Source organism: Microbulbifer maximicatervae (SeqCode) (assembly GCF_052467695.1).
The window spans coordinates 5,236,683-5,263,272 of record NZ_CP174320.1 but is presented as its reverse complement, the minus strand read 5'-3'; the positions used below and the strand labels follow the sequence as shown (position 1 = coordinate 5,263,272).

The window sequence follows — 26,590 nt, the reverse complement described above, 5'->3', positions numbered from 1 at the left end:
TCCAGACTGTGGAAATCCGCGTAAAACAAAACCCCTGCAAGTTTCCCTGTTGTTTGGATAGGGTGAAATACTTTTACTACCGGGCAGCACCTGCGCTGCCATGTGAGTCGTGCGCGATCCCGGAGCCGTGCCAGCTTGGAACACTGGAGGCGCCCATAGGGTAGTGTGGGACAGCCCTACCGGTGGTCTAAACCGGTATAGTGGTTTATCAGGCTTCTAATTCGAAAAAGGGCAGTCTAATAGGGCGGCCCTTTTTAGTGCCTGCGCTTGTACTCTAGCTTAGCTGGCGAGTCTTCTATTAGGAATTCCTAAAGGTAGCTGTCATTTAAATTACTGTAACAGCTATACATTGGTGAGGTAATTTAGTGTCCTCTTTTCACTCCAACATTAAAGCTATAAACAAACGATATATCGCTATTATTGAGCTCTTCCTCAAGAACTGGGTTAAAAGAAAATTTATTTTTTATAGAGTCAGGAATTATTCTTTTGGTAATAAAATGGCGCATGCAGAGGATGCTGTTTTCGCTAGCTGCTGAGTATATTGCGTTTAGTAGGGAAACAAAGCTCTTTTCATCAAGATAAGCTGAGACGTCAGAAATGGAGAATTTATCAATTTTATTTTCACAGTTGTATAAATATTGTTCTATCGGTGAGGTTACTATTTCTATGGCTGTTTTATCTAGTGCTCCCTTAATTACTGGGTAGTTATTTTTTTCCAAATATAAAGGCATTCCATATTCGGGGTTGTATTTTCCAGTTAGCAGGAATGTCATAAAGAAATTGTCGAGAACCAGGTGGTTCATTAGAGAGTGGTCCATTCTGCCTAATAAATACTCAGAGATTGACACTTCTTGTGGGATGTGTTCGTAGAACCCAGGATCTTTAAGGAAAGTTCTGAAGAAATATTTATTGGTAAGGAAATGCAAAAATGTTTTCCAGGTTGGGGTATTCCATTTGTTTTTAACAAACTCACGCTGTTCTTCAATGCTTTTTAGGTGAGTTAGAGTTTTTATTTTGCTGGGTCGAATAACTTTAATGATCATACTGATTAACTTGAAGTGCTTTTCGAAAGCGCCTTCATAAATAAACCCTTTTTCAATGATATTTATGTTGTTTGACCAAAATAACTCCGCCTTTTTTGATAAAGAGGATTTTATGTTGTCATAGATGTTTAATCTCTTTTTGCATGGAAGTATTCCTGAGAACCTTAAAAATTCCTCATAATTTAATTTCTGGATGCCAATTTTTTTTAGTTCCAAGAGATAGTTTTGGCTGGGATTCAAGTCAATGGCGGTTATTTTTTTGGGATTACCCAGTAGAAGGCTTAATACGCGATCTCCACCGCCAGTAACACATAAAATACTATCATTTTCATTGATATTTAGAGCTTTAAGCTCTGATCTTGAATCTTCATTTGGCCCTGAGTAACTGATTCTGTTTGCATAATGGGAAAGTGATATGTCACTAGGTTTGTTCATGGCATACCTGATCGGGCTGAATTTAGTTACGCTTGATTTAAAAAATAGTCCACCACTTTGGTCGGATAACTCTTGCTATTACGCCATTGATTCTGAACAGGGTGACCTAAGACTCTTTGGCTATTTGCGCTGCAAAACCTGAAGTCACTGTTTAAAAATGGTCCATTTTGCATTCTATTAATAATCTTAAGTATCCGCCTTTCTTTTTCTGGTAGGCTACATAACAATACGTGGCTGTCTTGAATTTGCCTTAAATCTAGCTCAAAGTAATCGCGATTAAACTTAACGAATTCGTCGATTGTCATTGGGTTAGAGTCGGCAATATTAAAGTATTGGTTTTTTGTGAGTTCATGGTTGTTTGAAATCTTTAATATTGCATCACAGCAAGTGTCAACCGGAATGACATTGATAAGGCAGTTTGGAAGATATTTTAGGTGAATGGGGGGCTGTACATTCTGTTCTTTTAGTCTATTTAGCAGTTTTACATATTCATAATAACCGGACTGAGAGTTTGTGTAGCCAGTCACCGAGTCTCCTAGGACAATAGTTGGCCTATAGATGGTGTATTCCAGGTTTTTGGACTTTGCGATTAAGTTCTCTGCTGCATTTTTGGTGTAATCATAAGCATTAAAAAATTCTTTAGGTTGATAGAGTTTTTCCTTTATGGTTACTCCGCTGGCATGATCTTTACCGGCAATAAAACTGGTTGATATTTGGTTGAACCGACATTTTGCTGCTACAGCAACCTCTATTAATCGTTCCACACCGATAACATTTGTATTAATGCTTTGTTGTAGGTTGCTATAGCTATAGCGCATGTCAGCTGCACAATTCCAAATTGAACCAATGTGTAGAGAGAGTAGTTGTCTGTAAGACCTAGAACTTAAGCTGAGCTTTGGCCTGTTCAAGTCTCCTGAAATGATTATAAGTCGGTCGAAATCATTTTTCGAAAGTTTGTAAATAGGATTGGCAAAACTATTTCTTTGTTTTAGTTGCTCGAATCGATCATGAATATCATTTCGCGCAATTAAAACTACATTAAAACCTTTTCGTAATAATCCCCATGTTAAGTACTGGCCTATAAAGCCAAGACCACCAACAACCAGTTGTATTCTTTTCAGGTCTTGTATTTCTGATAATTTTTCAAAGGTATGCTGGCTTTCTTTCATTGATCCATACGAACCAGTCATAGTGGTGAATTAGATGTGTGTTTCTTTAGCCCAAAAGAATTATTCTCCTTGAGAGTTACTTTTACTTTTTTACTGTGGAATATAAAAATTTGGTCTGGTGTCGGGTGTATCTTGAGGGTGCTTATGATTAACACAACTAAGCTATCCATCTATTTAACAAGGTCTATAGGCTCGCTGTGAAGTCAAACGATGGTAATAAGTGGTAGTCGTATCATGGTGATGTTATCCATTGCGAAAGTTGTACCAATAACTCGAGCTATGAATTTTCAGTAGAGTACCGTTGAGTAATTGTAGTACATCTGAGTATTTGGCCGTAGATTGACTGTAGATTCTCTATTTTTACTGTCCCCGTCATAAACGGATCTGGCATCACTGTAGGAGACTTGAATTTATTCTTCCGCTAAAGCGTCTTCTTATAGACGATTTGGAGTTTCCTGCAATCGATACTTTTGGCTATAGCTCTTATTGGATACTTCGATATGATCTATTGCTTGTTTTGGTTTCAAGATTTTCCCATGTAGTTTTAAAAGCGATTTCATATGGGGGGCAGTGATCTAAGGATCGAATAGGCTCGCGAAATTACTCAGGGTTAGTTTGTTGGATATTCCCTCTACTGGAGAGACGTTAGCTTAGATGCCAAAAAGCTTGCCTGGTTCTCATTTTTTGAACACGTTCTGAATAAAGCTTGCTGTAAGCGGCTGAAATGAGAATTGGTGAGTAAGATTGGTCAAAACCGGTAAAAGGAGAATTACCAGTGAATCGACTAAGGAATGTTATAGCAAAGTTAATGGCGTTGGGTATTTTGAGCCTAATGGGGGGGTGTTCAAAGGATGCGGAAATAACAGTAGGAACTAAAGTACTTGATCAACAACATATAGCTGCACGGATTGATGGCCAGGAGGTCAGCGTGGAGGCCTTGGATAAGGAGCTCCAGCTTGTGTTGTATGATATTGCTGAAATGGAGCATAAATTACGTCTCAACAAGCTGCATGAAATGATTGCCAAAACAGCAAAAGATGGTCAAGAAATAGAAGTTATGCTTCCCGTTCCAGAGCCACCACGGATAGATCTTGATTATGGCGGGCGCGCCGCTCGAGGAAATCCCGAAGCGCCTATAACAATTGCTGTGTTCTGCTCCTTTCAATCTCCCCACTGTAAATCCTTTCAGCCAACCTTGAGGCGTTTGTTGAGTGACTATTCTGGTTGGGTTCGCCAGGTAAATTTTGATTTTCCCCTTAAGTTCCATCGGGAGGGTATCAAAGCTGCTATTTCGGCTAAGTGCGCTGGTGAGCACAATATTTTTTGGGAATATCACGACGCCTTATACGCAAAAACTCCAAACCTTGGTGAGAAATCTTACTCCCAGACCGCAAGCAGTTTACTGATCGATGACAAGCAATTTAAAACCTGTATTGGAGATATGAATTATAAAGAAGTTGTTCTTGGGGATCAGGAAATTGCTTTAGGGCTTGGCCTTACAAATGTGCCGGTTGTTTTTATAAACGGTTTGTATCTAAAGGGCGCACGATCATTTGAGCAATATTCTTACTGGATAGAAAAGGAACTAATCAGGCTTGATATAGATCCTCAGCAAAAATATACATGGAAACAACAAAAAGATACTAAAAATCAATTACCTGTTACGGATCTACCTCTTGCCCTGGTAGGAGTTAGTGAATCGAGTATAGAGAATAAGTCCAAAGCTTTAATAGAAGTAAATGGGCAGAAGGCACAGAATTTTTCACTGGGGCAGTCTGTTCTTAAAGATATCTTTCTGAAGCGTTTGAAAGGGCACTATGCCGTTATTGATAATCAGGGCTCCCTGGAGCGTCTGCTATTGCAAGGTGAAGAAGGTAATATTATCCCTTTAACTTTGTCCCATCAGCACGATGAGGAGCTGCGCAAACGTATTGAACTGCCTCAGGGAGAAAACGGTAAAAAACTAATCGAGCCGGCTGGTGTCTTGACTCTTGGGCAAGAGTGGTTGGCGAAGCAACTCGAACAACGAGAATTCTTGGAGGCTAAATTTATTGAGGCGGAGCTGGAAGTTGAGGGCCACCATTTGATGCGCTTGGAGGGTGTGGCTAACAATGAGTTCTTTACTGCACTTGGGTTCGAGGAAAACGATGTGCTGTTGAGAGTCAATGACAGTTGGGTCCACAGTGGTCAGAATGAGCTGTGGAATGCTCTTACCAGTGGAAAAGTAATTGATGTCGCCTTTATGAGAAAAGGTTTGCCGCATAGATTGCAGTATGTGGTTGAAGAGAATGGTTACTTTGATGAGGATTTAGGTAAGTGAATTGATTAGGGCCCGCAGTATATTATTGCGGGCCCTGAATTTACCGAGCAGTAAAAGTTACTTATTTATCCGGATTTCCTTGCCACAGTAGATCAGCAACAATATTTTGTCCTTGAATGCTTGGGTGGAAACAGTCCCCACCATCAATATCATCTTTATTAAACTGAAAAGTCCCGGCATTTAACTCATCCTCACCGGTATATTCAGCAACAACTTCTACCCCATTCATACCGTTGTAACTTTCTGCTTCCTCAACAAGGATTTCATTATAACGTTGTTGGGCTGCGGCTATTCCGTTATAACGAGTAGCAAAGCTCTCTCCATTCATCGAGCCGCCATTTGTTGCAATTCGGCAAATTCCGAAAGTCGACCAGACACTCTCGCAATCTACGCGGGAATTACCGCTTTGCTTATCCAGACCAGCTGCCCGGAGATCGTGTACTCGTGGTACTGAGCCGAGTACTATCGTTGAACCGTTAGGGAGACCATCGACTAATTTGTCCAGTCCAGCTTGAACTGCCGAGCGCCACTCGCTATCGGTGTAGAGTGGATCGTTACAGTTGGCTGGATCGACGCATTCCCGGTTACAGATGTCATTACCGCCCAATACTACCTCGACATGATCAGGTAAATTACTTTGGGATAGAATCCGATCGGCTTGAGTGGAGAAGTTGTCGCCTCCACTACGCATCTCAGCACCGGATTCCGCTGCGCTTTTATTGGCAGCCATATTGGGGTAGTTAACTTTATATTTATCGTGAACACTCTCCACTGAATTGTCGTCGCCGTCAAACCAGGAATGCTCGGGTTGGTCTCCGCCGAGAAGACAAAACAGGTCCCAGAAATACTTATTGCGGGTACAGTCTGCACCGAATGCCATGGTAATACTGTCACCCGCAGCAACAGACTTGGAGGGGGCTGCCATTGCTGGCTGTATCGACAAGATGCCCAAACAGAGCGTTACTAGAACTCCATATTTATTCAACATTGTATTTTCTCCCACACCGACTTTCGCCGTAAGTTGTTATCGTTTTATTCACTGCTCCGGTAAACGAGAAGGAGTGTAGGACGCACTCAGATATTGTGAGTGGTGAATGCTTGAGACCCTTTGGTCAGTTATCAATAAATTGAAGTCTGTTAGAGTTTTGTCGCCAAGAGCATTGATTACTTTATTGGCGTTTCAAAGCTTTAGTTTTTCTGGCACAGTTTTATGCCATCTGTTCTTCTTCTGGTGCTTCCACTATACTGCGCTCTACTTGTCGGAGTGCCTGTGGGCTGAGATCGCTGTTGCGAGATCCGTTGAACCTGATCGGGGTAACCCCCGCGTAGGGAACAAGATCTGAAGTCGCCTGTTTTGTTACAGTTTGGCGTCTTTTCTCTTTGTATGTGCCCTGGATGCTGCGACCTTTAAATTTCCAAGTTTTAAGGTTACGCATGTCTGAGATCATTGAACAATCCGGTAAAGCCGGAAAGTCCTCCCGCGCTGCCAGTCGCGATTCCGCTAAAGAATTTCTTGAGAATCTCACGGTTCAGTCTTTCCCTAACTCGAGCAAGGTGTATTTGCCCGGTGAAACTGCCGACATCCAGGTTGGTGCTCGTCAGATCTGTTTGGGAGATAGTTTGGTAGGTGGGGATGCAGAGAATCCGGTGTTTGAACCCAATGAGCCCCTCACCATTTACGACACTTCGGGCCCCTATTCCGAGCCCAATTTTAAAGTGGACGTACGGGAAGGGCTGCCCAAATTGCGCCAGGGCTGGATAGAGGCCCGCAGAGATACCGAACTGCTGGACTCTCGCCAAGCGGCCTACAGCCAGAAGCGTATGGCGGACCAGGGGCTGGATCATATCCGTTTTGAAAACCTTCCCAGCCCTCGCCGAGCCAAACCGGGACAGAATGTATCTCAGATGCACTATGCCCGCCGCGGCATTATTACCCCAGAGATGGAATTTATCGCAGTGCGCGAAAATATGGGGCGAGCCAAGTTGGCAGCGGAAATGAGTGAAAGTGAGTACCAGAAGGCACGTGATGGTATTTACATCCCCGAGCAAATCACGCCGGAATTTGTGCGCCGGGAAGTTGCAGAGGGGCGGGCAATTATCCCGGCGAATATTAATCACCCGGAAGTGGAGCCGATGATTATCGGGCGCAACTTCCTGTGCAAGGTGAATGCAAATATTGGTAACTCGGCTGTGACTTCTTCCATTGAAGAGGAAGTGGAGAAACTGGTTTGGTCTACCAAGTGGGGCGCGGACACGGTGATGGATCTGTCTACCGGTGCCAATATCCACGAAACCCGCGAGTGGATTCTGCGAAACTCGCCAGTGCCCATCGGTACTGTGCCGATTTACCAGGCGCTGGAGAAAGTAAACGGAATTGCTGAAGATCTTAACTGGGATGTGTTCCGCGACACCTTGATTGAGCAGGCGGAGCAGGGGGTGGATTACTTCACTATTCATGCTGGCGTGCTTTTGCGCTATGTGCCGCTCACTGCCAAACGTATGACCGGGATTGTCTCTCGCGGTGGTTCCATTATGGCCAAATGGTGTCTCGCCCATCACCAAGAGAATTTCCTCTACACCCACTTCGAGGAAATCTGCGAGATTATGAAGGCTTACGATGTGAGCTTTAGTCTCGGTGATGGCCTGCGACCGGGCTCCATTGCGGATGCTAACGATGAAGCCCAGTTTGGCGAGCTGCACACGCTTGGCGAGCTGACTGAAATTGCCTGGAAGCACGATGTTCAGACGATGATTGAAGGCCCCGGTCATGTGGCTATCCATAAGATCAAAGAAAATATGGATGAGCAGCTGAAGCACTGCCACGGCGCACCTTTCTACACTCTAGGTCCATTGACCACGGATATTGCTCCAGGCTACGACCACATTACTTCCGGCATCGGCGCTGCACTTATTGGTACCTACGGTTGCGCCATGCTCTGCTATGTGACCCCCAAAGAACACCTGGGTCTACCCAATAAAGAGGATGTTAAAGAGGGCCTTATGGCCTATAAGATTGCGGCTCATGCCGCAGACTTGGCCAAAGGGCATCCGCGGGCACAGAAGCGCGATGACGCCCTGTCAAAAGCCCGCTTTGAATTCCGTTGGGAAGATCAGTTCAACCTCGGCTTGGATCCGGAGCGGGCACGCACCTATCACGATGAAACCTTGCCAAAGGAATCCGGCAAGGTAGCTCACTTCTGCTCCATGTGCGGCCCGAAATTCTGCTCCATGAAAATCACCCAGGATGTGCGCGATTATGCGGCCAAGCAGGAAGCGGCACAGGGCATGGAGGAAATGTCGATTAAATTTAAGGACATGGGTAGCGAGATTTATCACAAGGGCTGATGAGTATTTTGGGGGAGAGTCCTCTCCCCCAAGAATCGGATAGCAAAAGTATGGCGAGTGCATAGCGCATATCGCTGGGTGTCGATTTGGATTTGCGAAGGTAGGTGGTCTGTGACAAGCGAAACCAAAGCCAAAGTAGCTATTGCCGGTGGAGGCCTGTTAGGTCGCTTGCTCGCCTGGCGGCTCTGCCAACGGGAACTGGATATTACCCTGTTTGAAGCGGGTGATCTGTCGGCGCCAGTCGGGGGAGCTTGCTGGACGGCAGCGGGAATGATCTCACCACTGTCGGAATTGGTGCACAGCGATAAACAGGTTTACAACCTGGGGCTGAAAAGCCTTGAGCTTTGGTCTGAGTGGGTCCGGCAGCTGGAGGAGCAGAGCGGGCAGGACGTAGAATACCGCCGAGCGGGCTCAGTGCTGGTTGCTCATGGCAAGGATAAAAGTGAGCTTCTGCAATTCCTGAGGGAGCTACAGGGCAAGTTAGGCGAGTCTGCCAGGGAGCAGGTGCAGCCCCTCGATTGCAATACTTTAGCGAAATTAGAGCCCTCCTTACACGGCTTTGAACAGGGGCTTTACCTGCGGGGTGAGGCGGATATCAATAATCACCGCTTATTGCCTGCGTTACTCAGCGTATTGCGCCGAGGTGCAGTCACTCTGCGAGAGCACAGCAAGGTAAATTGCGAAGCTGGGCATATCTCTGTGAACTCGGAGCGTGAACAATTTGATTGCGTGATCGACTGCCGTGGTCTCGGTGCCAAGGGGCAGATTGAAGGCTTACGCGGTGTTCGTGGTGAGGTGATGGTGGTGGAATCTCGGGAAGTGGTTTTGCAGCGTCCAGTGCGGCTGCTCCACCCGCGCTATAAGCTCTACGCTGTACCACGCAGCGATGGACGCACAGTAATTGGCGCTACGGAAATTGAGAGCGAAGACCTGTCGCCCATTTCCGTGCGCTCCAGCATGGAGTTGTCTTCCGCGCTTTACTCCCTCAACCCGGCTTTTGCCGAGGCTCGTATTGTTGAGACCCGCGTAAATTGTCGCCCCGCCACTATGGATAATATGCCTTATATCCACAGCGAGGACGGGCTGATTAGGGTGAATGGCCTTTACCGTCACGGTTATCTTTTAGCGCCGGCAGTAGTGGAGCAAGTGGAGAATCAAGTGGCACAACAACTGTTACAGGTGGTTTGATGCAGGTACTAATTAATGGGGAAACACAAAGCCTTGAATCCCCGCTAAAACTCTCTGCGCTTTTACAGCAGCTCGGCTATCGCGGAGAAACGTTTGCCGTTGCGATCAACGGTGGATTTATTCCCCGTACGGAATATAGCAATACACAGATAAATAACGGCGATAGCCTGGATATTGTTGCTCCGGTAGTGGGGGGGTAAAGGTGAGCGATCTATTAACACTTTACGGAAAAACATTTAACAGCCGGCTTTTGGTGGGCACCGCCCTGTATCCCTCCCCAGCGATTATGCGCGAATCCGTGCAAGCCTCAGCTTCGGAAATTATTACTTTGTCTCTTCGCCGGCAAAATCCGGCACAGCAGCAGGACAATCGATTTTGGGATTATATTCGCGAGTCCGGTTGTCAGTTGTTGCCCAATACCGCCGGTTGTAAATCGCCGCGAGAAGCGGTGGAGCTGGCAAAAATGTCCCAGGAAATTTTCCAGACCGATTGGCTCAAGCTGGAAGTGATTGGCGATGATTACAATTTGCAGCCAGACCCCTTTGGTTTGGTAGAAGCTGCGCGGGAATTAATTCAGTTAGGCTTCAAGGTTTTGCCTTATTGCACAGATGACCTGGTGCTGTGTCGAAAACTTTTGGATGTGGGTTGCGAGGTATTAATGCCCTGGGGGGCTCCCATCGGTACCGGGCAAGGCCTGCTCAATAAATATAACCTGCAAACACTGCGCGAGCGCCTGAGTGATGCACCGCTTATTATCGACGCCGGAATCGGTGCGCCATCACAGGCGGCAGAAGCGCTGGAGATGGGCTTTGATGCGGTGTTATTGAATACCGCGATTGCAAAAGCCCAGGATCCGGTACTGATGGCTAATGCTTTCAAACTGGCTGTGGAATCCGGGCGCGCCGCCTTTAATGCCGGCTTGATGCTCAGGCGTCAAACTGCCAGCCCCAGCACCCCCACCCTGGATATGCCTTTCTGGCAGCAGGCAGAGAGCATATTGCAGGATTAGTATTTTTATGCGCGATCAACTCCAATTGAAAAAGCCAATTGTCTGGACCATTGCCGGCAGTGATTCCGGCGGTGGCGCTGGTATTCAGGCGGACCTGCTGACTTTTGCCGACCTCGGCTGCCATGGTTGCAGTGCTATCTCGGCCAATACTGCACAGAATACGGTGGAAGTTACTGCAATTAATGCAGTTTCCCTAGAGGTCTTGGGTTCTCAGTTACAGGCTTTACAGCGGGATCTATTTCCTGCCGCAATTAAAATCGGTCTGCTAGCGAATGCTGAACAAGTTGTTGCGGTGGCAGATTTCCTGCGCCAGCTGAAAGCGGTGCAGCCGGTTCCGGTTATTTACGACCCGGTTGCTGTTGCTACCAACGGAGCTGGGCTCACCGAAGGGAATATTACCGCAACGGTGTTGGCTCAGTTGATGCCACAATGTGATCTGGTTACTCCCAATTTACATGAATTGGAATGGCTTACCGGAGCCAGTGTCACGGGTTCGGAATCTATTGTGCAAGCTGCGCGTCAGTTGCACGCCTACGGCGGTACCGCAATTTTAGTTACCGGCGGCCATACGCAATTGCGTGCGGGAGAAGTTGCCGACTTACTGTGGGATGGTGAAAAAGCCGATTGGTTTATTGGCCGGGAAGTATCCAGTACAGGCACACATGGCACTGGCTGCACCCTGTCCTCCGCTATTGCCGCTTGCCGCGCTTTGGGCTACCCGTTGCGAGATGCCTGCGTTGTGGGTAAAGCCTATGTTCAGCGGGGCTTGCGCCGGGGAAATAATGCACATATCGGCGCTGGTGCTGGACCTGTAGGCCACTGTGGCTGGCCCCTGGATTTAATCGACTTCCCGGAGATTTTGGTGCCGGGAGAAGAGCGTGCGCTGGATTATGGCTTTGGTGCAGCCCAGCCTCTTGTTCAAGGGTTTGCCCAAACAGACTCTCAAGCATTGGGTTTATATCCGGTTGTGGATACGGTGGAGTGGTTGCAGCGCCTGGCTGAGCTGGGGGTGCGTACTTTACAGCTGCGAATAAAGAATCCGGGTGGGGACCTGCGCGTACAGATTGAGCGTGCAGTGGCTATTGGCAGGACGTATAACCTGCGCCTGTTTATCAATGATTACTGGCAGTTGGCGATTGAGTGCGGCGCCTACGGTGTGCATTTGGGCCAGGAGGATTTGCAGTCTGCTGATCTGAGGGCAATTCAAGCGGCAGGATTGAAGCTGGGTATCAGTACCCACGGCTTCTATGAATTACTGTTGGCCTACCGTTATCGCCCCAGTTACCTAGCCATTGGTGCAATTTATGCGACCAACACCAAGGATATGTCGGATCAGTTGCAGGGCGTGCAGAAACTTGCGCGAATGGCAGCACTATTGCCCGATTATCCACTCGTGGCAATTGGTGGTATTAATATGCAGCGAGCCGGTGAGGTTATCGCTAGCGGCGTTGGCAGTATCGCCGTGGTCAGCGCTATTACTCAAGCGGAAGATTACAAGCAGGCGGTTGCCGATTTTAATGTCCTGTTGAAAGGTAAGCATGCGGAAGTAGAGCCATGTTAAGTAGTAAGGAATTACAGCGTTACAGTCGCCAGATAATGTTGCCCCAAGTGGGTGAAGAGGGGCAGAAAAAACTGTCTTCTGCGCGAATTCTGATTGTTGGCTTAGGTGGGCTCGGCAGCCCGGCAGCGATGTATCTGGCCGCAGCCGGTATTGGAGAGTTGCACCTGGTGGATGGTGATCATATCGATCTCTCCAATTTACAGCGCCAGGTTTTGTACAAAACCAATCACCAGGGAAAATCCAAAGCCATGGTGGCTGCACAACAATTGGCTGCAGCCAATCCAACTATTCGCATTCACCCCCACAGCCAAATGGCGAATGAATCCTGGCTGCGTGAGCAGGTAAAACAGGTGGATCTGGTGTTGGACTGCACCGATAACCTGGAAATCCGCCATACGATCAACCGGGTTTGTTATCAGGTAGGGTGTCCGGTGGTAATGGCATCGGTGCAGGGGTTTTCCGGCCAGCTGATTAGTTTTGATTTTTCTGAAGGAAAAGGTCCCTGTTATGCCTGCCTGTTTCCGCCACAGGAGCAGGCTGAAGTCCAGAACTGCTCTACAGCAGGTGTGATCGGTCCTGCGCTGGGTGTGGTTGGTAGCATGCAGGCTCTGGAGGCCATGAAGTACCTGATGGATTTGCCGGTATCGAGCTTGAATAAATTGCACTTAATCGAGACGGAAACCTTAGCTCTGCAAACTTTGCAGCTGCCGAGCCATAGTAATTGCCCGGTTTGTAGTGCCTGACTTCTTGTGTTTTCAACGGGGGGCTCGATAAATAGTTTTATTTGGAGAGTCCCTTAGTGGCAATGTCTTGTCGCAAAATTTTCTTTCAATAGCCGGGTTAAAATTCACGCCATTTTTGTACCTTATAAATCTTACTTGTCTATATAGATAAGCTATTGGCTCGATAGCTTGTGAGAAGTGAATAAAGGTACCAAAATGGCCTTATAACCATTTTGGTGACAACAGTTTTTGGAAGAGGGATTTGTATTATGAAAAAAATCGATATTGGTATCAGTGAAAAGGATCGGGAAAAGATTGCTGCCGGTTTGAAACATTTGTTGGCAGATAGCTACACCCTTTACCTGCAAACCCACAACTTCCACTGGAATGTTACTGGGCCTCTGTTCCGCGAATTACACCTGATGTTTGAAGAGCATTACACCGAGCTGGCCACTGCAGTGGATGATATTGCCGAGCGCATTCGTACCCTCGGGGTTTCCGCTCCCGGTACCTACCAGGCCTTTGCTCAACTCAGCTCCATCAAAGAAGTTGTTGAGGTACCACCCGCGGAAGAAATGGTAAAAATTCTCACTAAAGGGCATGAGCAGGTGATCAAAACCTGTCGTGAAGTTTTAAAAGATGCCCAGGCGGGAGAAGATGAATCCACAGTTGCCCTGGTATCTGATCGTATGAGAGTTCACGAGAAAACGGCTTGGATGCTGCGCGCAACCAGCAGCCACTAGTCGCTCAAATAAGTAGAGGCACTTTTATAGACCTCAACCAGTAATCGCGGATAAAAACGCGGTTGCTGGTGCCGACAAGGTGCCTCGGCTCTTTAATAACACCCCCACCTCCTGACTCACTACTGGCGCCGATAGCGGCAGGCATTCCAGCCCATATTCCCGAACCTGGGTTTCGCACAAGCTCGGCACTGCACTAATCCCCATTCCCGCACGTACTAACTGGCCGATTGTGCTTAATTGATTAGCTTCGCAGATATAGTGAACTCCTTTGCCACTTTGCCCGAAGGCCTCATCGGTCCAGCGCCTCACTGCTGAGCCGCGGTTCATAGCAATAAAAGGAAAACTGGCCAGGTCACTCCAGCGCACTTTTCCTTTTTCGCTGAGGGGGTGCTGGGATGGTACGACTGCGATAAAACGATCCCGGTGTAGGGGCACAAACTCAAGCCCACCTAAATCCTCGGGGCGAAAACTGATGCCCAGCTCTGCCCGGCCATCCTGCACCGCTTGGGTTACTCGTTCCATCACCACATCTTCCAGCAGGATATTGATTTGTGGGTATTGGCGGTGAAAATTGGCTAATAATTGGGGGAGTTGGTTGAGCGCATAGGCGGGAATTACTGCCAGGCGCAACTGCCCACGCTCCAGACGAAAGGCCTGCTGTACCGCATCCAGGGATTGATCCCAGTTGTGCAGTAGTTGTTCGGCGCGGGAGAGGAATTCCTCGCCCTCTGGGGTGAGAGTGAGTTGGCGGGCTTCTCGACTGAAAAGCGGGCCGCCAGTCGCATCCTCCAGATTACGGATGGCAATGGACAGGGCTGGCTGGGAAGTGTGCAACTGAGCGCTGGCTTGGGCCAGGCTGCGGCTGCGGGCCACTGTGACAAAGGCGCGTAGTTGTTTGATCGTGGCACTCACAGCGGCAGGTTCCTGGGGAATTGATGGATTTGGCTATGTTAACTTTTATTTAACAAATCTAAAAAAGATTAAAATAGTTTTAAGTGGTGGGGCAGGGCATGATTGCTCCCCTTGTGCCCGAGAGGGCGATTTGAAAACACAATAATGAGCCACAAGGTCTGTTGAAATGAAGGACAACTCCCAACCGCTCTGGCAACCCAGCGCAGAGGCTATTGCCGCCACCCAGATGGATGAATTTCGTCTCAGGATCAACCAGCAATATCAGCTGGATCTCAATGATTACGCGGCCTTGTACCAGTGGTCAGTAGATAATCGCGAAGCTTTCTGGCGGGAGTTGTGGGATTACACCGGAGTTATTGCTGCAGATAAGGGTGATGAGACACTCAGTAACGATTCCATGCCCGGAGCGCAGTGGTTTCCACAGGCACGCCTGAACTTTGCTGAGAACCTGCTGCGTTATCGCGATGACAAGGCTGCCCTGGTCGAGCGCCTGGAGAACGGTAGCCGCCGCGAGCTGAGCTACAAGGAGCTGTACGATCGGGTGGAGCGCCTGTCAGCGGCCCTCGTTGCCCAGGGCGTTGTTGAGGGAGATCGGGTAGCGGGGTTTATGCCCAATGTGATCGATACCGTAGTGGCCATGTTGGCCACCACCAGCCTCGGTGCTATCTGGACCTCCTGCTCACCAGACTTTGGTATCAATGGAGTATTTGACCGCTTTGGCCAGGTGCAGCCGAAAGTACTATTTGCCTGTGAAGGATACTTCTATAACGGCAAGGTTATTGATTCATTGCCGCGTCTGCGCGAGATCATGCAGCGAATCGAATCCATAGAAACTTTGGTAGTGGTACCGGTTGCGCGCTCAGAAGAGGAAACTGCTCAGGTACTAGCGGCAGAGCCGCTGGGTAAGGCGGTACTGCTGCAAGCTTTTGAGGCTGCGGCGCCGGCTCGCGAACTCTCCTTTGTACAAACAGAATTTAATCACCCCCTGTACATCATGTACTCCTCAGGTACTACTGGTGTACCCAAGTGCATCGTCCACGGAGTGGGGGGCACTTTGCTCCAGCACCTGAAGGAGCATCGCTTGCACGGCGATCTGCGCCGTGAGGATACACTTTTCTACTTCACCACCTGTGGCTGGATGATGTGGAACTGGCTGGTGAGTGGCCTGGCTTGTGGGGCGACTCTGGTGCTGTTTGATGGATCACCTTTCTTTCCTTCATCCCAAAGTCTATGGGATATGACAGATGAAGAGGGAATCAGTGTGTTTGGCACCAGTGCCAAATATATTGCTGCGCTGGAGAAGAGTGGCTGCAAACCCCGGGAGACCCACAAACTGGAGAAATTGCGTGCGGTGCTCTCCACAGGCTCTCCGCTGGCCCACGAAGGCTTCCGCTATGTCTACAGAGATATAAAAGCAGATCTCTGCTTATCCTCTATTTCCGGCGGCACCGATATTGTGTCTTGCTTTGCCCTTGGCAACCCAACTCTACCGGTCTATGCCGGTGAATTGCAGTGTCGCGGCTTGGGTATGGCGGTGGAAGTCTGGAATGATACAGGCAGTGCAGTGGTTGAAGAGAAAGGGGAGCTGGTTTGCTCCAAATCCTTCCCCTGTATGCCGATTTGCTTCTGGAACGATCCAGATGGAGCCAAGTACCGCGGTGCTTACTTTGAAAATTGGCCTGGTGTTTGGGCGCATGGGGACTATGCCGAGATTACGGCACACGGTGGTGTTGTGATCTATGGCCGCTCCGATGCAGTACTTAATCCCGGCGGTGTGCGTATCGGAACCGCAGAGATTTACCGCCAGGTGGAGAAAGTCGAGGAGGTGCTCGATAGTATCTGTATCGGCCAGCCTTGGCACGACGATGTACGGGTAGTGCTGTTTGTGGTTTTGCGAGAGGGTGTTGTACTGGACGAGGATCTGACCCAGAAAATCCGCTCCACGATTCGCGCCAATACCACGCCTCGCCATGTACCGGCGAAGGTGATCCAGGTGGCGGATATTCCTAAAACTATCAGCGGTAAGATTGTGGAACTGGCTGTGCGCAATGTGGTGGAGGGTAAACCGGTTAAAAATAAGGAGGCCCTGGCCAACCCTGAAGCCTTATCGCTATTTGAAAAGCTGCCGGAGTTGGCAGAGGAGTAAAGTTTAGTTAGGAGTAAGGGAGCGTAACCCGGCGCCATTTAGTTTGCTGCGGTTCTGCGCTACCCTTCACTTTATAAACACCAATAATTCACGGTAGAAAAACAGTCATGGTTACTTATTTGTACTGGGCAGCGGTGATTGCCCTGGTTATTGCTTCTCTTTTTATCGGCAGTCGCCTGGGCAGCCTTAAGATCGGCGCAATCGTGGCTGCGGTTTTCTTTGTTGGCGGCTGGCTTGCCTACTACTTTCACTATGAGCAGGTTTTCGTGAAGCGTTTTGGCGGGGTCATGCGTATCTCTGTGCCCGATGGGTACCGCCATATCGGCGCCACCTGGAAAGAAGATAATTTGTGGATCGAGAATTATAACCCCAAGACTAACCAGTGTATTTTCACTGAGTATTCCAAAGGAAATATTCTGGAAGGACGGGTGATTATCCAGGATTGTAATCCCTTAATGCCCAGCCAAGGCACTCAGCCATAGAAGTCCCAAACGCCGAATCGGCTTATTGGCTGCTCAATAAGTCGATTTAATTATCCAAGCTGTTGTCATCAGCTGGATATTCCAGCCTACGGAGGGAACGGATACCCGGATTTTTTGCGGAGTAGCCGCTACTGACATTGGATAAAGATCTTGCGAATTCTCTTTGTCTCCCTACTTGTTGCCCTTCTAGCGCTGCCAATGCAGCTGGTAGCAGCAATCCCATTTTTTGATCGTTTGCCGGGTTTTACCCTGCTGGTGCAGGGCGATCCCCAGCTGCAGGAAAAATTGACCTCCGAGCTCAACGAGTTGCGCAAGAACAGTAGTGCGCTGGAAAACTACGAAGATCCGGCAGATATTGCGCACTATGAGCGGGGTAACCTGGAAAAATTACTGCGTGCGCAGGGATATTATGATGCCACTGTGTATGAGTCTGTTTCTGGTAACCAAATTTTCTATAGTGTCACTCCCGGCCCCCAATACCATATCAAGAGCCTGGATATTGATATGCCGGCCGGTTTGCGGGCAGGCTTTAGCGGCTTACCTATCCATATTGGAGATCCCCTGATTGCCAGCAAGGTACTTGAGGGCGTAGAAAAAATTACCAAGTACCTCAATGAAAATGCCTGTCTGCTGAATGTGGATGTCAGCTACCAGGCAACGGTGATTCACCGGGAAGCTGCTGCGAGACTGGAATATCGGGTGGCCCCCAGCCCCGAAGTCCATGTTGGCCAAGTCCGCATTGAAGGAGTCACCTCTATCGAAGAGGACTACCTGTTGGATAAGGTCAAGATTAAATCCGGGGATTGCTTCAGCCGCAGTAAACTGGATGCTGCGCAGTTGCGTCTGCTGCGCACCAACTTAATTGCCAATGTAAATACTGAAGTTTCTGAACCTTACGATGGGTTGGTGGATGTTACTTTTGTTATTCAGGAGCGCAATCACCGCACCATAACCTTGGGGGTGGGGTACACCTCCGATGAGGGAGCCGGTATTTCAGCAGCCTGGGAACACCGCAATGTTTTCCATCGTGGGGAAAAAATTGAAGTCGAAAGTAAGCTGAACGAGGTAAAGCAAACCCTGGAAGGCAAGCTCACTATTCCCCGTTTCTTCCATGACAAGCAACGCTTGACCGCCAGTATTGCTTTGGAAGGAGAGGATGTTGATTCCTACCGTTCAGAGTCCCTGACATTCAGTGCACTGGTATCGAGAAAAATCAGTAAGCATCGCACGCTGAGTGGTGGCGCTGAGCTGAAATTCAGTGAAGTGGACGAGAAGGTGGAAGGGGCAGTTGAAGCAGATGATCCCGATGAAAACTACACGCTGTTAGCTTTCCCCTTGGGCTTTAAATTAAACACGACAGACAAACCCCTGGATGCCCGCCGTGGCGCCACTTCTGCGTTGGAAGTAAAACCCTATATCGATCTTAGAAATACCAACACCACCTTTATTAAAAATACCCTACAGCTCACTGCGTATAAAACAGCCGATGACTGGCGTTATAAGCCCACCTTGGCAATAAGGTTGAAAGCCGGGGCAATTACAGGAGAGTCGAATCTTGAGCTGCCTGCGGATGAGCGCTTTTATGCCGGTGGCGGTGGCTCCGTGCGGGGTTATGGTTACCAGGAGTTGGGTCCGCGACTTATTGAGATTAATGATGAGGGTGAGGAAACCCTCTCCGATGCTATCGGTGGTCGGGGACTTAGCGAGATTTCTTTTGAGGGCCGTTTTCGTTTTACGGATACCTGGGGAGGTGTGATTTTTCTCGATGGCGGCAATGCCTATGAGGACGCAGCGCCCAAGTTTTCCGACCTGTTTTGGGGAACGGGGTTTGGCGTGCGCTATATCACCTCCTTTGCCCCCATCCGCATGGACATCGCCTTTCCCCTCGATCGCCGTGAGGGCATCGATGATCGCTATCAGGTGTATGTGAGCTTGGGGCAGGCATTCTGATGCGCTGGTTGGGCCTGTTTGCGCTGGGCGTTGCCTACTGGGTGGGTGCTTTCCTGCGTGGGCTCTGGCGCTCCCTTGGTGCTGGGGGTTCCCTGGTAACAGGCATTTGTCTGTTCCTCCTGATGTCCGCTATCTATTTCCTCAGCACGGAACCTGGGCGCGTCGGCCTTACTCGCGGGGCTTTTTACGCTGCCGAGCAATTGGTGGACGATCTCGAAATTGAGGCAGAAGGAATTCGCAGTGAAAAATCAGGATTTTGGTTTTTCGAGCGACTGAGAATTGACTATCGAGCTAATACGCTTGCCGAAGCCCAGGACCTGGAGGTCAACCTCAACAGCTTGTCCCGAGATCCCATCGATATCGAGCGAGTGGGGGCCAAAGATTTACTGCTCAACCTGAATATCCTCAATGAACTTCTCTCTGCGCTGGCAGATTCTGGCGAAGAAGAGGTTGAAGTTGTCAGTGAGGAGCAGCCATCGACTACTTGGGAGTTGCTAGTTCCCGGGTTTCGCTTGGCGCAGCTGGATATAGCTCGCCTGCAATTGGTGGACAGCCGGTTGATCGCTATTCCCCCTGTTGCTATTCAGGCTAACGCCCAATACCGCTGGCAGGATAAACCGGCGCAGCTATTTATCGAAGTGAGTGAGCTGAACGGTTCCGAGTTTAATCTCACTGTAAATGGCCGGATGCAGGGCGAGCGCTTTGTAATCAATTTCTCTACCAGTGAGGTGGGCCAGGGGTTTGTCAGCCGACAGCTGCATCTGCCGGAAAATCAGGTATTGGATGCTCGCGGCGAACTATCCCTGCGCAAACAGGGTGAAAAACTGCTGCTGGATATTAATTCGATCGCAGCTCCTCTAGCAGAACATCAGCTGGATCTGACAGGGAGTATCGAAGCCGATATTAACCCCTGGCGCTTATCTTCAACGGGGATTTGGCTGCGAGTGGATGAGCGGCGCAGTATGATTAAAGGCAACATTAGCGCGGACGGTGTCAATGGGACAGTTAACCTCAATCAAATCCCGCTAACGCTTTCCCGCCCTTGGCAGGATATCCTGGACAGTGGTTGGCTCAGCGCAGATTTTTCGGTGCAGGGCTCCCTGCAACAGCCGAATATTAATGGCAGCTTAAAAGTGGAAAGCAGCTACCGGCAGCAGCCCCTGCAATTGGAAGGTCGGGTCGATACCCAGGCAGGTGTGATTGACTTGCAGGCCTTGTCTTTGCACTTTGCCGGTGCACGGATCGAAGTGCTCGGTAGTGTAGATACGAATTTGAAAGCACTGGATTTGGTGGGAGAGATTGATGAGTTGGGTGTTGAAGAAATTCGCCGGCTTGCAGCTTCGCTACCCCAGGCTGATAGGGTAGTAATTTCCACTGCTTTATCCGGCACCTTGCATCAGTTGCGACTGGAGGCCATCGGCTCATGGAAAAACCCAAACCTCAATTTGTCTCTGAGTGCAGTGAGTGCTTACCACGACTTACAGGGTGAGTTGTCGGCGGCGATAAGTGGAAACCTGCACGCACTGACCATTGATGAAATGGTGTTTACCGGAGAGAAGCTCAATCTGGAAGTGATCGGTCAGCTTGATATTGAACAGAAGCAGTTGGATTTACACGGGCAGATCGATGGCAAAAATATTAGCTTGCGCGATGACCTTGGAGTTGCCGAGGCAGAGGGGGTAAGTCTAGGGGGGACTTCCGAAGTAACGGTCCAGGGGGAGTGGAGTAATCCCGGGGTAAGTATTTTACTGGATTCCAATGGCGTCGCGCAGGATTACCCCTTTAACTTAAAAGGGGAAGCCATTGGCGATATGGACCTGATAGAGGTCAGTGACTTGCGATTGGAGTTATTTACCAACGGCAATGGCAACCAGTTTGGTTCATCCTCGAGCAGAGGCCCTCAGTCCCCCGTGATTGCCTCAGGTTTTGATAAAGGGGAGCCGGAGCCCCTACAGAGCCAAAGCCGCCTGACAGCCCTCGCTGAAGATGCCCAGCAGTTGGGTCGGGTGGGGGTGGCATTGTTGCAGGCCGATGGCTCTATCGAACCTAGACAAGACCGATTACAAATTGATATGGGCGCGCGCAATCTACCGCTGTTCCTGGTAGATCTCGTCGGTCTCTCTCTCCCTAACTCCCTTGAAGGGGAGTTGAGTTTGGATGGCAGGATTGATGGGGCTATTTCAAACCCGCAGATTAAAGCCAACCTGATTTCCCAGGGAGAATTTCATCTGGAGCCCTGGCATTTACAGGGTACTTTGGACTATGCAGACAGGAGTCTGGTAACTGATGGTATCGAGTTGCTCTGGGCGGGTCGCAATCAATTATCGATACTGGGTAGCTTGAATGCAGAGCGACTGGATTTAGAGTTGCGCGGCCAGGGTGATCTATCGGATTTGGCGAATAGTTTTTCCAGCGGTAGGGCGGGTAATGGTGATGTCAGCCTTTATGCCAGTATTGGTGGAAGTCCCAAGCAGCCTGAATTCCAAGGGGAGTTGCGCGCTACTGGAGAAGCCCTGGGGCGAGGGCAGCGCGGAATCCAGGTTCAACCGCTTTCGATAGTATTGGATTGGCAGACAGAGAATGGAGAGCTGGATGCATCCCTGATTGCCCAGCACGGCGGTAGCAACGCAGTAAATAGCCAAGTAAGTGTATTGATTGCGCCGATCTTCGAACAATTATTTGCTGATAATAATCAAACTGGTAGCCTGCGAAATGTGCCCTTTCAATTGCAGGGGCGCGGTACGGCCGATTTGTCAGTGATTGCGGAATATATTGATCCCCGTGTCCACCGTATGCGCGGTTTGCTCAGTTTCAATGTTGACGGTACCGGAAATTGGCAGCGTCCTCTATTAACCGGCGATATCGAATTGAGTAATGGTCGCTATGAGCACCGACCGAGCCATACTCGCATTGCGGATATTAATTTCTACGCGCAGCTGTCTCCTGAGGAGTGGCGGATTGTGCGAGGAAGCGCTACCGATGGTGATGGTGGGCGGATAAACCTGGGAGGGGCGGTCTTTTTACCTCCAGATAGCTCGCCCAGTTTTGACATCGTATTAAGCCTCAGTCGGGCCCACTTGCTTAACTCACCGGGAGTACGCGGTGCAATATCCGGCGATGCCCGTTTGTCGGGCTCAACCCAGGATGCAGAAATTACCGGGCGATTCACTTTGAAGCCGCTGGCTGTACAGATTGAGCAATGGATCGGCAGCAGTGTTCCAGAAATCCAGGTGGTGGAAGTTCAGGTCGATGGTCCACAGGTGCAGCGATCTTCTCCCCTGTTTAGCAAAATCGGATTGGATGTAGAGATTGTTTTGGACCAGCAATCCTATGTGCGCGGACTTGGCTTAAATTCCCAATTGCGCGGCGTGGTGGATATTCGAGGCACCGCAGATAAGCCAAAAGCCTCCGGCGAATTAACAATTGTTCGCGGCAGCTTTGATTTATTCGGTAAGAAATTTGATCTGGAAGATGGAGAAATTCGCTTCGAGAATAATGAGGTCGCTATCCTGGTTGAAGGTGTCTATGAATATAGCGATGGAGAAATAACCGCGCAGATATCAGGCACTGCTGCGGACTTGGATATTACATTTACCTCTGACCCCTCGGCCTCTCAGGATGAAATTCTGGCGCAGTTGCTTTTTGGGAAGTCATTATCAGATATTTCACCTTTACAAGCTGTTCGTCTGGTTAGTGTCGTACGCAGTTTGCAGTCGGGTCGAGCGGTATTGGACCCTATCGCCAAGACACGCGAGCTGTTGCACCTGGATACACTCAATATTGAGCAGGAGGAGGGAGATGAAGGTGATGAGTACGCATTGAGCTTGGGCAAATATATTACCAATCGAATTTATGTGGAATTACAGAGAAGTACCGATCCTCTCAGTCCATGGCAGGCGGAGATGCAAATAGAACTTAGGGATAACCTCAACCTGGAGTTTAAGAGTGCCGATGACGGTGACAGCGGTTCCGGTAGTGTAGAGTTACAGTGGAAAAAAGATTATTAGGGTTTTCGCCACTAACCCCTATCGTTGTAAGAAGCGTCGCTAATATTTGGTGATCAGCATATCCGTTATTTTTAATGTGCAACCTGGCTGGGGTGGATTGTTGACGCCCCAGTTGTCGATCACGATCATCATGGACTCATCAAAAATTGCAGGCCCCTTTTCCCGGTAGGCATGCCAAAGCTGATTTGAATCATCGCACTTGGACGCAGATGCTCCACACACTCTTATATCCCATTGATAGGTTCCACTAGCTTCACCCGATATGATTTTCCTGGATGTAAAAGTTATATGCTGTTGGGCACCACTCTTCACCTGTAAGGGACCTGTTTGGCTTGTCCACGCCGCCTGTTTGGGAAGCCCTCCCCAATTGGAAGCAAAACCTCCCGGACCATTGGAGCCTGTTGTTTCTACAAAATCGACTTCCCGCTGTCCCCCGGCCCAACATCCACCGGGTTGTCCACACCAGGGAAACATATAAACGGCAATCCACTCTTTAGCACCACATTTACCTGGGGGCACGTCAACCTTAAAGTCAATTGCAGAAATATCTTTCATTCTAATCTCGGTATTCCCGCACTGAACCGCAGATGTATAAGCGCAGGAGCCTTTGGTATCGTCATCCATAATAATAACAGCGGATCCTTCCGTATTGCTTGGTTGAAAGCTGATTTCAGTGCAGCGATTGTTCTTGGCCACTTTGTCATCTTGATGATTGAATATGGGCTTACATGTTGTTGCTGATGCCAGATTTAAGGTGGATAGGGCAGCAAAGATCAGGATGAGTCGGGTTGCTTGTAGCATGGTGTGGAGCTTGCAAACTATAAAACTCAATAAATTATAGTTTGTGTCTTGATGATCAGGCTTTAGTAGAAATGTTTAGCCTGTCAATAAGATCAATTTTGGCTGGTAGCACAAAGGTCACTTTCACTTATCCAGAAGGTAACCTTTTTATAGATGAAGTCCAATGATCATTGAGTACTTACAAATGATTCTGAACATAACTTAAAACATCTGTTGGAGTGCAATTGTCCATAAATCTATCTTGCAGGCTGTAGGCCATTTTTTCCAGAGGTGCACCGTTGTAGCCGTAGGTCTGAATTTCACTGATATAACGTTTGATAAATGACTCTGCTCCCAAGAGAGACCATTGGTGGACATGGACTAACTCATGGAAATGGAGGGAAATGTCCGCAGCAAAAGGTGTTTTGACAAAGTAGGTATCTTTGTAAGTGATACCGGCTACTTCCATGTCGACAAAGTCACCTAGGCCAGCCTGGTAGAGCTCGGGAAACCTCGGTTTTGGAATGTTATCAACCACTACAAAGTAGCTTTTGCTAAGAAATTCTTTCGTATAATACCCTGAAAACTTCTCTGTGAACCTTGCACAAGATTGTCTCTCTTCTTTGAAGTCTATCAGTGTTTGATCAATCCATTGGTCTATTTTTTGCAACATCTATATCGTCCTGATTGGGAGGTAACTCTGGGGCTTTGCTCACCCCAGAGTAGAATTTTTAATATGCGAAATAAAGTTGTGCCGAGAGTTATACGTAGGAGTATATCACCGATCCACTTTCTTTTTTCTTTTGAAGATATTTCTTGCAGGGATAGTAAAGTATCGCAATCAGAGCAATCCAGTAAGCATAGGTTCTCAGTAAGTTAGGTGTGTAGCCCTCAGGCCATACTTTGGAGCCGTTGAAGAAATTGGTTGCTACTCCAAACTCTAAGTAGCTCCATAGATGTGCGGACAGATTGATCACTGGGACATGGAGTAAATAGAAGAACAATGAGGCCTGCCCAAAGAGGAGCAATACATCCAGTATTCGGTTTTGCCGATTTTCAACGATAGCCATGATCAAGAAAACTATACTCATTGTCATAAGGATATAGCTGAACGACATTGGGTATTTGGCGGTGTTGATAAAGCCCAGAAGCCCCTGCTGTGAATTCCAATCATTGGGGTCGCCAAAGCCTATTAGTCTAACTGCAATAAATATAATCGATAGCGCAGTTGCTGTTGTTATTAGTAGACGCACTCGTTGCTTGTATGCCATCTCGTAAAGAGGCCCAAATACATAGCCAAGGTACATAAGAGCAAAAAGGGGAATAATATTGTAAGCAGCAAAAATCCCGGTGTTGAACTCGAAAAGTCTAAAACTAGTGCGTACATGCGCAAGAATCCAAAGCCATTCATAGCCACCTAATAGCTGGCGCATGAAGTCATCATTCAGGTATCCATGTAAGGATATTACGGCCAGGCAAACGATGGTGGTCCATATCATTGGCAAATAGATTAAGCCCGCCAGTATGATCATGGATACGCCCAGGGCCCAGATTACCTGTACAAAAGCGTAATTATAAGCAAACTGCCAAGAGAGGTTTACCAAGGTTAGTTCGAGGATAACTAGTACTAACCCTCGAAGTATTAAGAATTTTGCCAACTCCGGCTTGGAGTTAAGTTTTTTACCGTGAAAGTAGGCACTCAATCCTGTAAGAAATATAAATCCAGGGGCACATATATGCGTGATCCAACGAGTTAAAAACAAAGCGATGGAGGATTGGGATAGGTCCAATGGGTCAAACTGGGTCGAAGTCCAATAATCTCGAGTATGATCGAGGGCCATAATAATTACTAATATACCTCTAGTGATGTCTATTGCTGGATATCGCAATTTGTTATCTCCAAAGTTAGTGGGTTTTATAGCGTTTTCTCTCTAAGGGTTCTTGTTACCTTGAGGTTGGAATGTAGAGGCGGTTAAAGAGAGCTATAAATGATGTCTCTCGGTCTTTGTTTGTTGTTGTTTGGAGGCAGGTGGGAGCTGTCTGCCTTTCATATTGTACATATATTCTTCAAGCAACCAATTGCTTTTTAATTGTGTGATATGTAGGTGGAGGGACGATAGTACAGGCATTTTGGTTCTGGCAAGTCCAAGAAATTTTGCCCACCCAATAATCAATATTATTTAATTTGCTTGGTTTTGCTTTTAGCCTAGGGGCAGCTAAAGGCCGGATCATGGATTTGAAAGTAAGGCAAAATCAGTGATCGCGGCCTGTTACCATTAAATATATTTTTCTGTGGTTAAAAGAGAGGTTTTCAGTTGGGCTTATTAATAACTACTTTGAAATTATTAAGCTACAGGTTGAGCATATCAGTTTACTTCGATATTACCATGCTTCGCCTGAGTCACTACGGTATACGGCAAAACAACGGTATCAGCGGCTACAGAAAAAACAGCATCTATAGCTACCAGTGGAACACGGTTGATAGTTGATCCAGTATTTACAGTCTGACTGGGTTCGCTATTTAGCAAGCAAAAGGAGTAAGAGGTTCCGCTATAAACTCTTGGAATACTTTCGCAATAGCTTTTGTGGCCTCTATGAGTAATATCTACCTGATTATTCTTAGGGTTAACTGTCTTCACTGTGGCGCATGAGACACAAACTAGAGAGGCTGATACTAAAGAAATAATACGTTTCACAAACTAATCCTTGCTGATGTGATCTTTTGCGGGGCTATAGAGTAGCGTTTTCTAAATTGGTTCCAGATTTTGTGTGTACTAT

At 48.2% G+C, this 26,590-nt stretch carries 20 protein-coding genes and 1 riboswitch; of the genes, 12 read left to right on the top strand and 8 right to left on the bottom strand.

Features of this window, described 5'->3' with window-relative positions; translation table 11 throughout:
• Positions 1–362 precede the first annotated feature (362 nt).
• Both ACJJI8_RS23140 and ACJJI8_RS23135 read right to left on the bottom strand, forming a co-directional pair.
• Positions 363–1,478: a DUF3419 family protein gene (locus tag ACJJI8_RS23140; RefSeq protein ID WP_444907597.1), complete on the bottom strand. Its 1,116-nt coding sequence runs from the start codon at positions 1,476–1,478 to the stop codon at positions 363–365.
• A 26-nt stretch (positions 1,479–1,504) separates the two neighbouring features.
• Positions 1,505–2,647 (bottom strand): SDR family oxidoreductase, encoded by a 1,143-nt coding sequence (locus ACJJI8_RS23135; protein ID WP_444933881.1) that lies wholly within the window; start codon positions 2,645–2,647, stop codon positions 1,505–1,507.
• 928 nt (positions 2,648–3,575) lie between these two features.
• Here ACJJI8_RS23135 and ACJJI8_RS23130 point away from each other — a divergent pair.
• Entirely contained in the window at positions 3,576–4,967 is a 1,392-nt protein-coding gene (locus tag ACJJI8_RS23130; protein WP_444933880.1) for a thioredoxin domain-containing protein, read from the top strand.
• 61 nt (positions 4,968–5,028) lie between these two features.
• Here ACJJI8_RS23130 and ACJJI8_RS23125 read toward each other — a convergent pair whose 3' ends face one another.
• Positions 5,029–5,955: an SGNH/GDSL hydrolase family protein gene (locus ACJJI8_RS23125; protein WP_444933879.1), complete on the bottom strand. Its 927-nt coding sequence runs from the start codon at positions 5,953–5,955 to the stop codon at positions 5,029–5,031.
• A 262-nt stretch (positions 5,956–6,217) separates the two neighbouring features.
• Positions 6,218–6,316, top strand: a riboswitch (TPP riboswitch).
• Positions 6,317–6,401: 85 nt separating this feature from the next.
• Between ACJJI8_RS23125 and thiC the strand changes: the two genes are divergently transcribed.
• The 7 genes from thiC to ACJJI8_RS23090 all read left to right on the top strand — a co-directional run bounded on the left by thiC (position 6,402) and on the right by ACJJI8_RS23090 (position 13,535).
• On the top strand, positions 6,402–8,312 hold the full coding sequence (gene thiC / locus ACJJI8_RS23120; RefSeq protein WP_444917864.1) for a phosphomethylpyrimidine synthase ThiC: 1,911 nt from the start codon (positions 6,402–6,404) through the stop codon (positions 8,310–8,312).
• A gap of 111 nt (positions 8,313–8,423) precedes the next feature.
• Entirely contained in the window at positions 8,424–9,500 is a 1,077-nt protein-coding gene (thiO, locus tag ACJJI8_RS23115) for a glycine oxidase ThiO (RefSeq protein ID WP_444933878.1), read from the top strand.
• Positions 9,500–9,700: a sulfur carrier protein ThiS gene (gene thiS / locus ACJJI8_RS23110; protein WP_108734077.1), complete on the top strand. Its 201-nt coding sequence runs from the start codon at positions 9,500–9,502 to the stop codon at positions 9,698–9,700. The genes thiO and thiS overlap by 1 nt, the downstream gene beginning before the upstream one ends.
• 2 nt (positions 9,701–9,702) lie before the next feature.
• Positions 9,703–10,509, top strand: a complete 807-nt coding sequence (locus tag ACJJI8_RS23105; protein ID WP_444933877.1) for a thiazole synthase — start codon at positions 9,703–9,705, stop codon at positions 10,507–10,509.
• Between the two features lie 7 nt (positions 10,510–10,516).
• A complete protein-coding gene (gene thiE, locus ACJJI8_RS23100) occupies positions 10,517–12,070 on the top strand; it encodes a thiamine phosphate synthase (protein WP_444933876.1) in 1,554 nt (517 codons plus the stop codon).
• Positions 12,064–12,813, top strand: coding sequence for a HesA/MoeB/ThiF family protein (locus tag ACJJI8_RS23095; protein ID WP_444933875.1), 750 nt, complete (start codon positions 12,064–12,066; stop codon positions 12,811–12,813). Before thiE ends, ACJJI8_RS23095 begins: the two co-directional genes overlap by 7 nt.
• Before the next feature lie 248 nt (positions 12,814–13,061).
• Positions 13,062–13,535, top strand: a complete 474-nt coding sequence (locus tag ACJJI8_RS23090; protein ID WP_108734073.1) for a Dps family protein — start codon at positions 13,062–13,064, stop codon at positions 13,533–13,535.
• A 33-nt stretch (positions 13,536–13,568) separates the two neighbouring features.
• Here the strand turns inward: ACJJI8_RS23090 and ACJJI8_RS23085 are convergent, their stop codons facing one another.
• Positions 13,569–14,447 (bottom strand): LysR family transcriptional regulator, encoded by an 879-nt coding sequence (locus tag ACJJI8_RS23085; RefSeq protein WP_444933874.1) that lies wholly within the window; start codon positions 14,445–14,447, stop codon positions 13,569–13,571.
• 166 nt (positions 14,448–14,613) lie between these two features.
• Here ACJJI8_RS23085 and ACJJI8_RS23080 point away from each other — a divergent pair, with 166 nt between their 5' ends.
• The 4 genes from ACJJI8_RS23080 (at position 14,614) to ACJJI8_RS23065 (ending at position 23,032) form a co-directional block, all read left to right on the top strand.
• Entirely contained in the window at positions 14,614–16,593 is a 1,980-nt protein-coding gene (locus ACJJI8_RS23080; RefSeq protein WP_444933873.1) for an acetoacetate--CoA ligase, read from the top strand.
• Positions 16,594–16,700: 107 nt separating this feature from the next.
• Complete coding sequence (locus ACJJI8_RS23075; protein WP_108734070.1) at positions 16,701–17,075, top strand: hypothetical protein; 375 nt, start codon at positions 16,701–16,703, stop codon at positions 17,073–17,075.
• 150 nt (positions 17,076–17,225) lie between these two features.
• Positions 17,226–19,025, top strand: a complete 1,800-nt coding sequence (locus ACJJI8_RS23070) for an autotransporter assembly complex protein TamA (protein WP_444933872.1) — start codon at positions 17,226–17,228, stop codon at positions 19,023–19,025.
• On the top strand, positions 19,025–23,032 hold the full coding sequence (locus ACJJI8_RS23065) for a translocation/assembly module TamB domain-containing protein (protein ID WP_444933871.1): 4,008 nt from the start codon (positions 19,025–19,027) through the stop codon (positions 23,030–23,032). The genes ACJJI8_RS23070 and ACJJI8_RS23065 overlap by 1 nt, the downstream gene beginning before the upstream one ends.
• 39 nt (positions 23,033–23,071) lie before the next feature.
• On the opposite strand, the gene ACJJI8_RS23060 is transcribed toward ACJJI8_RS23065, so the two are convergent.
• The 4 genes from ACJJI8_RS23060 to ACJJI8_RS23045 all read right to left on the bottom strand — a co-directional run bounded on the left by ACJJI8_RS23060 (position 23,072) and on the right by ACJJI8_RS23045 (position 26,508).
• Positions 23,072–23,833 carry a hypothetical protein gene (locus tag ACJJI8_RS23060; RefSeq protein WP_444933870.1) on the bottom strand — a complete coding sequence of 254 codons (762 nt, stop codon included), beginning with the start codon at positions 23,831–23,833 and terminating at the stop codon, positions 23,072–23,074.
• Positions 23,834–24,011: 178 nt separating this feature from the next.
• On the bottom strand, positions 24,012–24,485 hold the full coding sequence (locus ACJJI8_RS23055; RefSeq protein WP_444933869.1) for a hypothetical protein: 474 nt from the start codon (positions 24,483–24,485) through the stop codon (positions 24,012–24,014).
• A gap of 88 nt (positions 24,486–24,573) precedes the next feature.
• Positions 24,574–25,701, bottom strand: a complete 1,128-nt coding sequence (locus ACJJI8_RS23050; protein ID WP_444933868.1) for an acetyltransferase domain-containing protein — start codon at positions 25,699–25,701, stop codon at positions 24,574–24,576.
• Between the two features lie 477 nt (positions 25,702–26,178).
• Positions 26,179–26,508, bottom strand: coding sequence for a YceK/YidQ family lipoprotein (locus tag ACJJI8_RS23045; RefSeq protein WP_413662864.1), 330 nt, complete (start codon positions 26,506–26,508; stop codon positions 26,179–26,181).
• Positions 26,509–26,590 lie beyond the last annotated feature (82 nt).

Excerpts from the sequence above, each read along its gene's own strand:
- ACJJI8_RS23140 (WP_444907597.1), bottom strand. The coding sequence starts at position 1,478 with ATGAACAAACCTAGTGACATATCACTTTCCCATTATGCAAACAGAATC.
- ACJJI8_RS23135 (WP_444933881.1), bottom strand. The coding sequence starts at position 2,647 with ATGAAAGAAAGCCAGCATACCTTTGAAAAATTATCAGAAATACAAGAC.
- ACJJI8_RS23125 (WP_444933879.1), bottom strand. The coding sequence starts at position 5,955 with ATGTTGAATAAATATGGAGTTCTAGTAACGCTCTGTTTGGGCATCTTG.
- thiC (WP_444917864.1), top strand. The coding sequence starts at position 6,402 with ATGTCTGAGATCATTGAACAATCCGGTAAAGCCGGAAAGTCCTCCCGC.
- thiS (WP_108734077.1), top strand. The coding sequence starts at position 9,500 with ATGCAGGTACTAATTAATGGGGAAACACAAAGCCTTGAATCCCCGCTA.
- thiE (WP_444933876.1), top strand. The coding sequence starts at position 10,517 with ATGCGCGATCAACTCCAATTGAAAAAGCCAATTGTCTGGACCATTGCC.
- ACJJI8_RS23095 (WP_444933875.1), top strand. The coding sequence starts at position 12,064 with ATGTTAAGTAGTAAGGAATTACAGCGTTACAGTCGCCAGATAATGTTG.
- ACJJI8_RS23090 (WP_108734073.1), top strand. The coding sequence starts at position 13,062 with ATGAAAAAAATCGATATTGGTATCAGTGAAAAGGATCGGGAAAAGATT.
- ACJJI8_RS23080 (WP_444933873.1), top strand. The coding sequence starts at position 14,614 with ATGAAGGACAACTCCCAACCGCTCTGGCAACCCAGCGCAGAGGCTATT.
- ACJJI8_RS23075 (WP_108734070.1), top strand. The coding sequence starts at position 16,701 with ATGGTTACTTATTTGTACTGGGCAGCGGTGATTGCCCTGGTTATTGCT.
- ACJJI8_RS23065 (WP_444933871.1), top strand. The coding sequence starts at position 19,025 with ATGCGCTGGTTGGGCCTGTTTGCGCTGGGCGTTGCCTACTGGGTGGGT.
- ACJJI8_RS23060 (WP_444933870.1), bottom strand. The coding sequence starts at position 23,833 with ATGCTACAAGCAACCCGACTCATCCTGATCTTTGCTGCCCTATCCACC.
- ACJJI8_RS23055 (WP_444933869.1), bottom strand. The coding sequence starts at position 24,485 with ATGTTGCAAAAAATAGACCAATGGATTGATCAAACACTGATAGACTTC.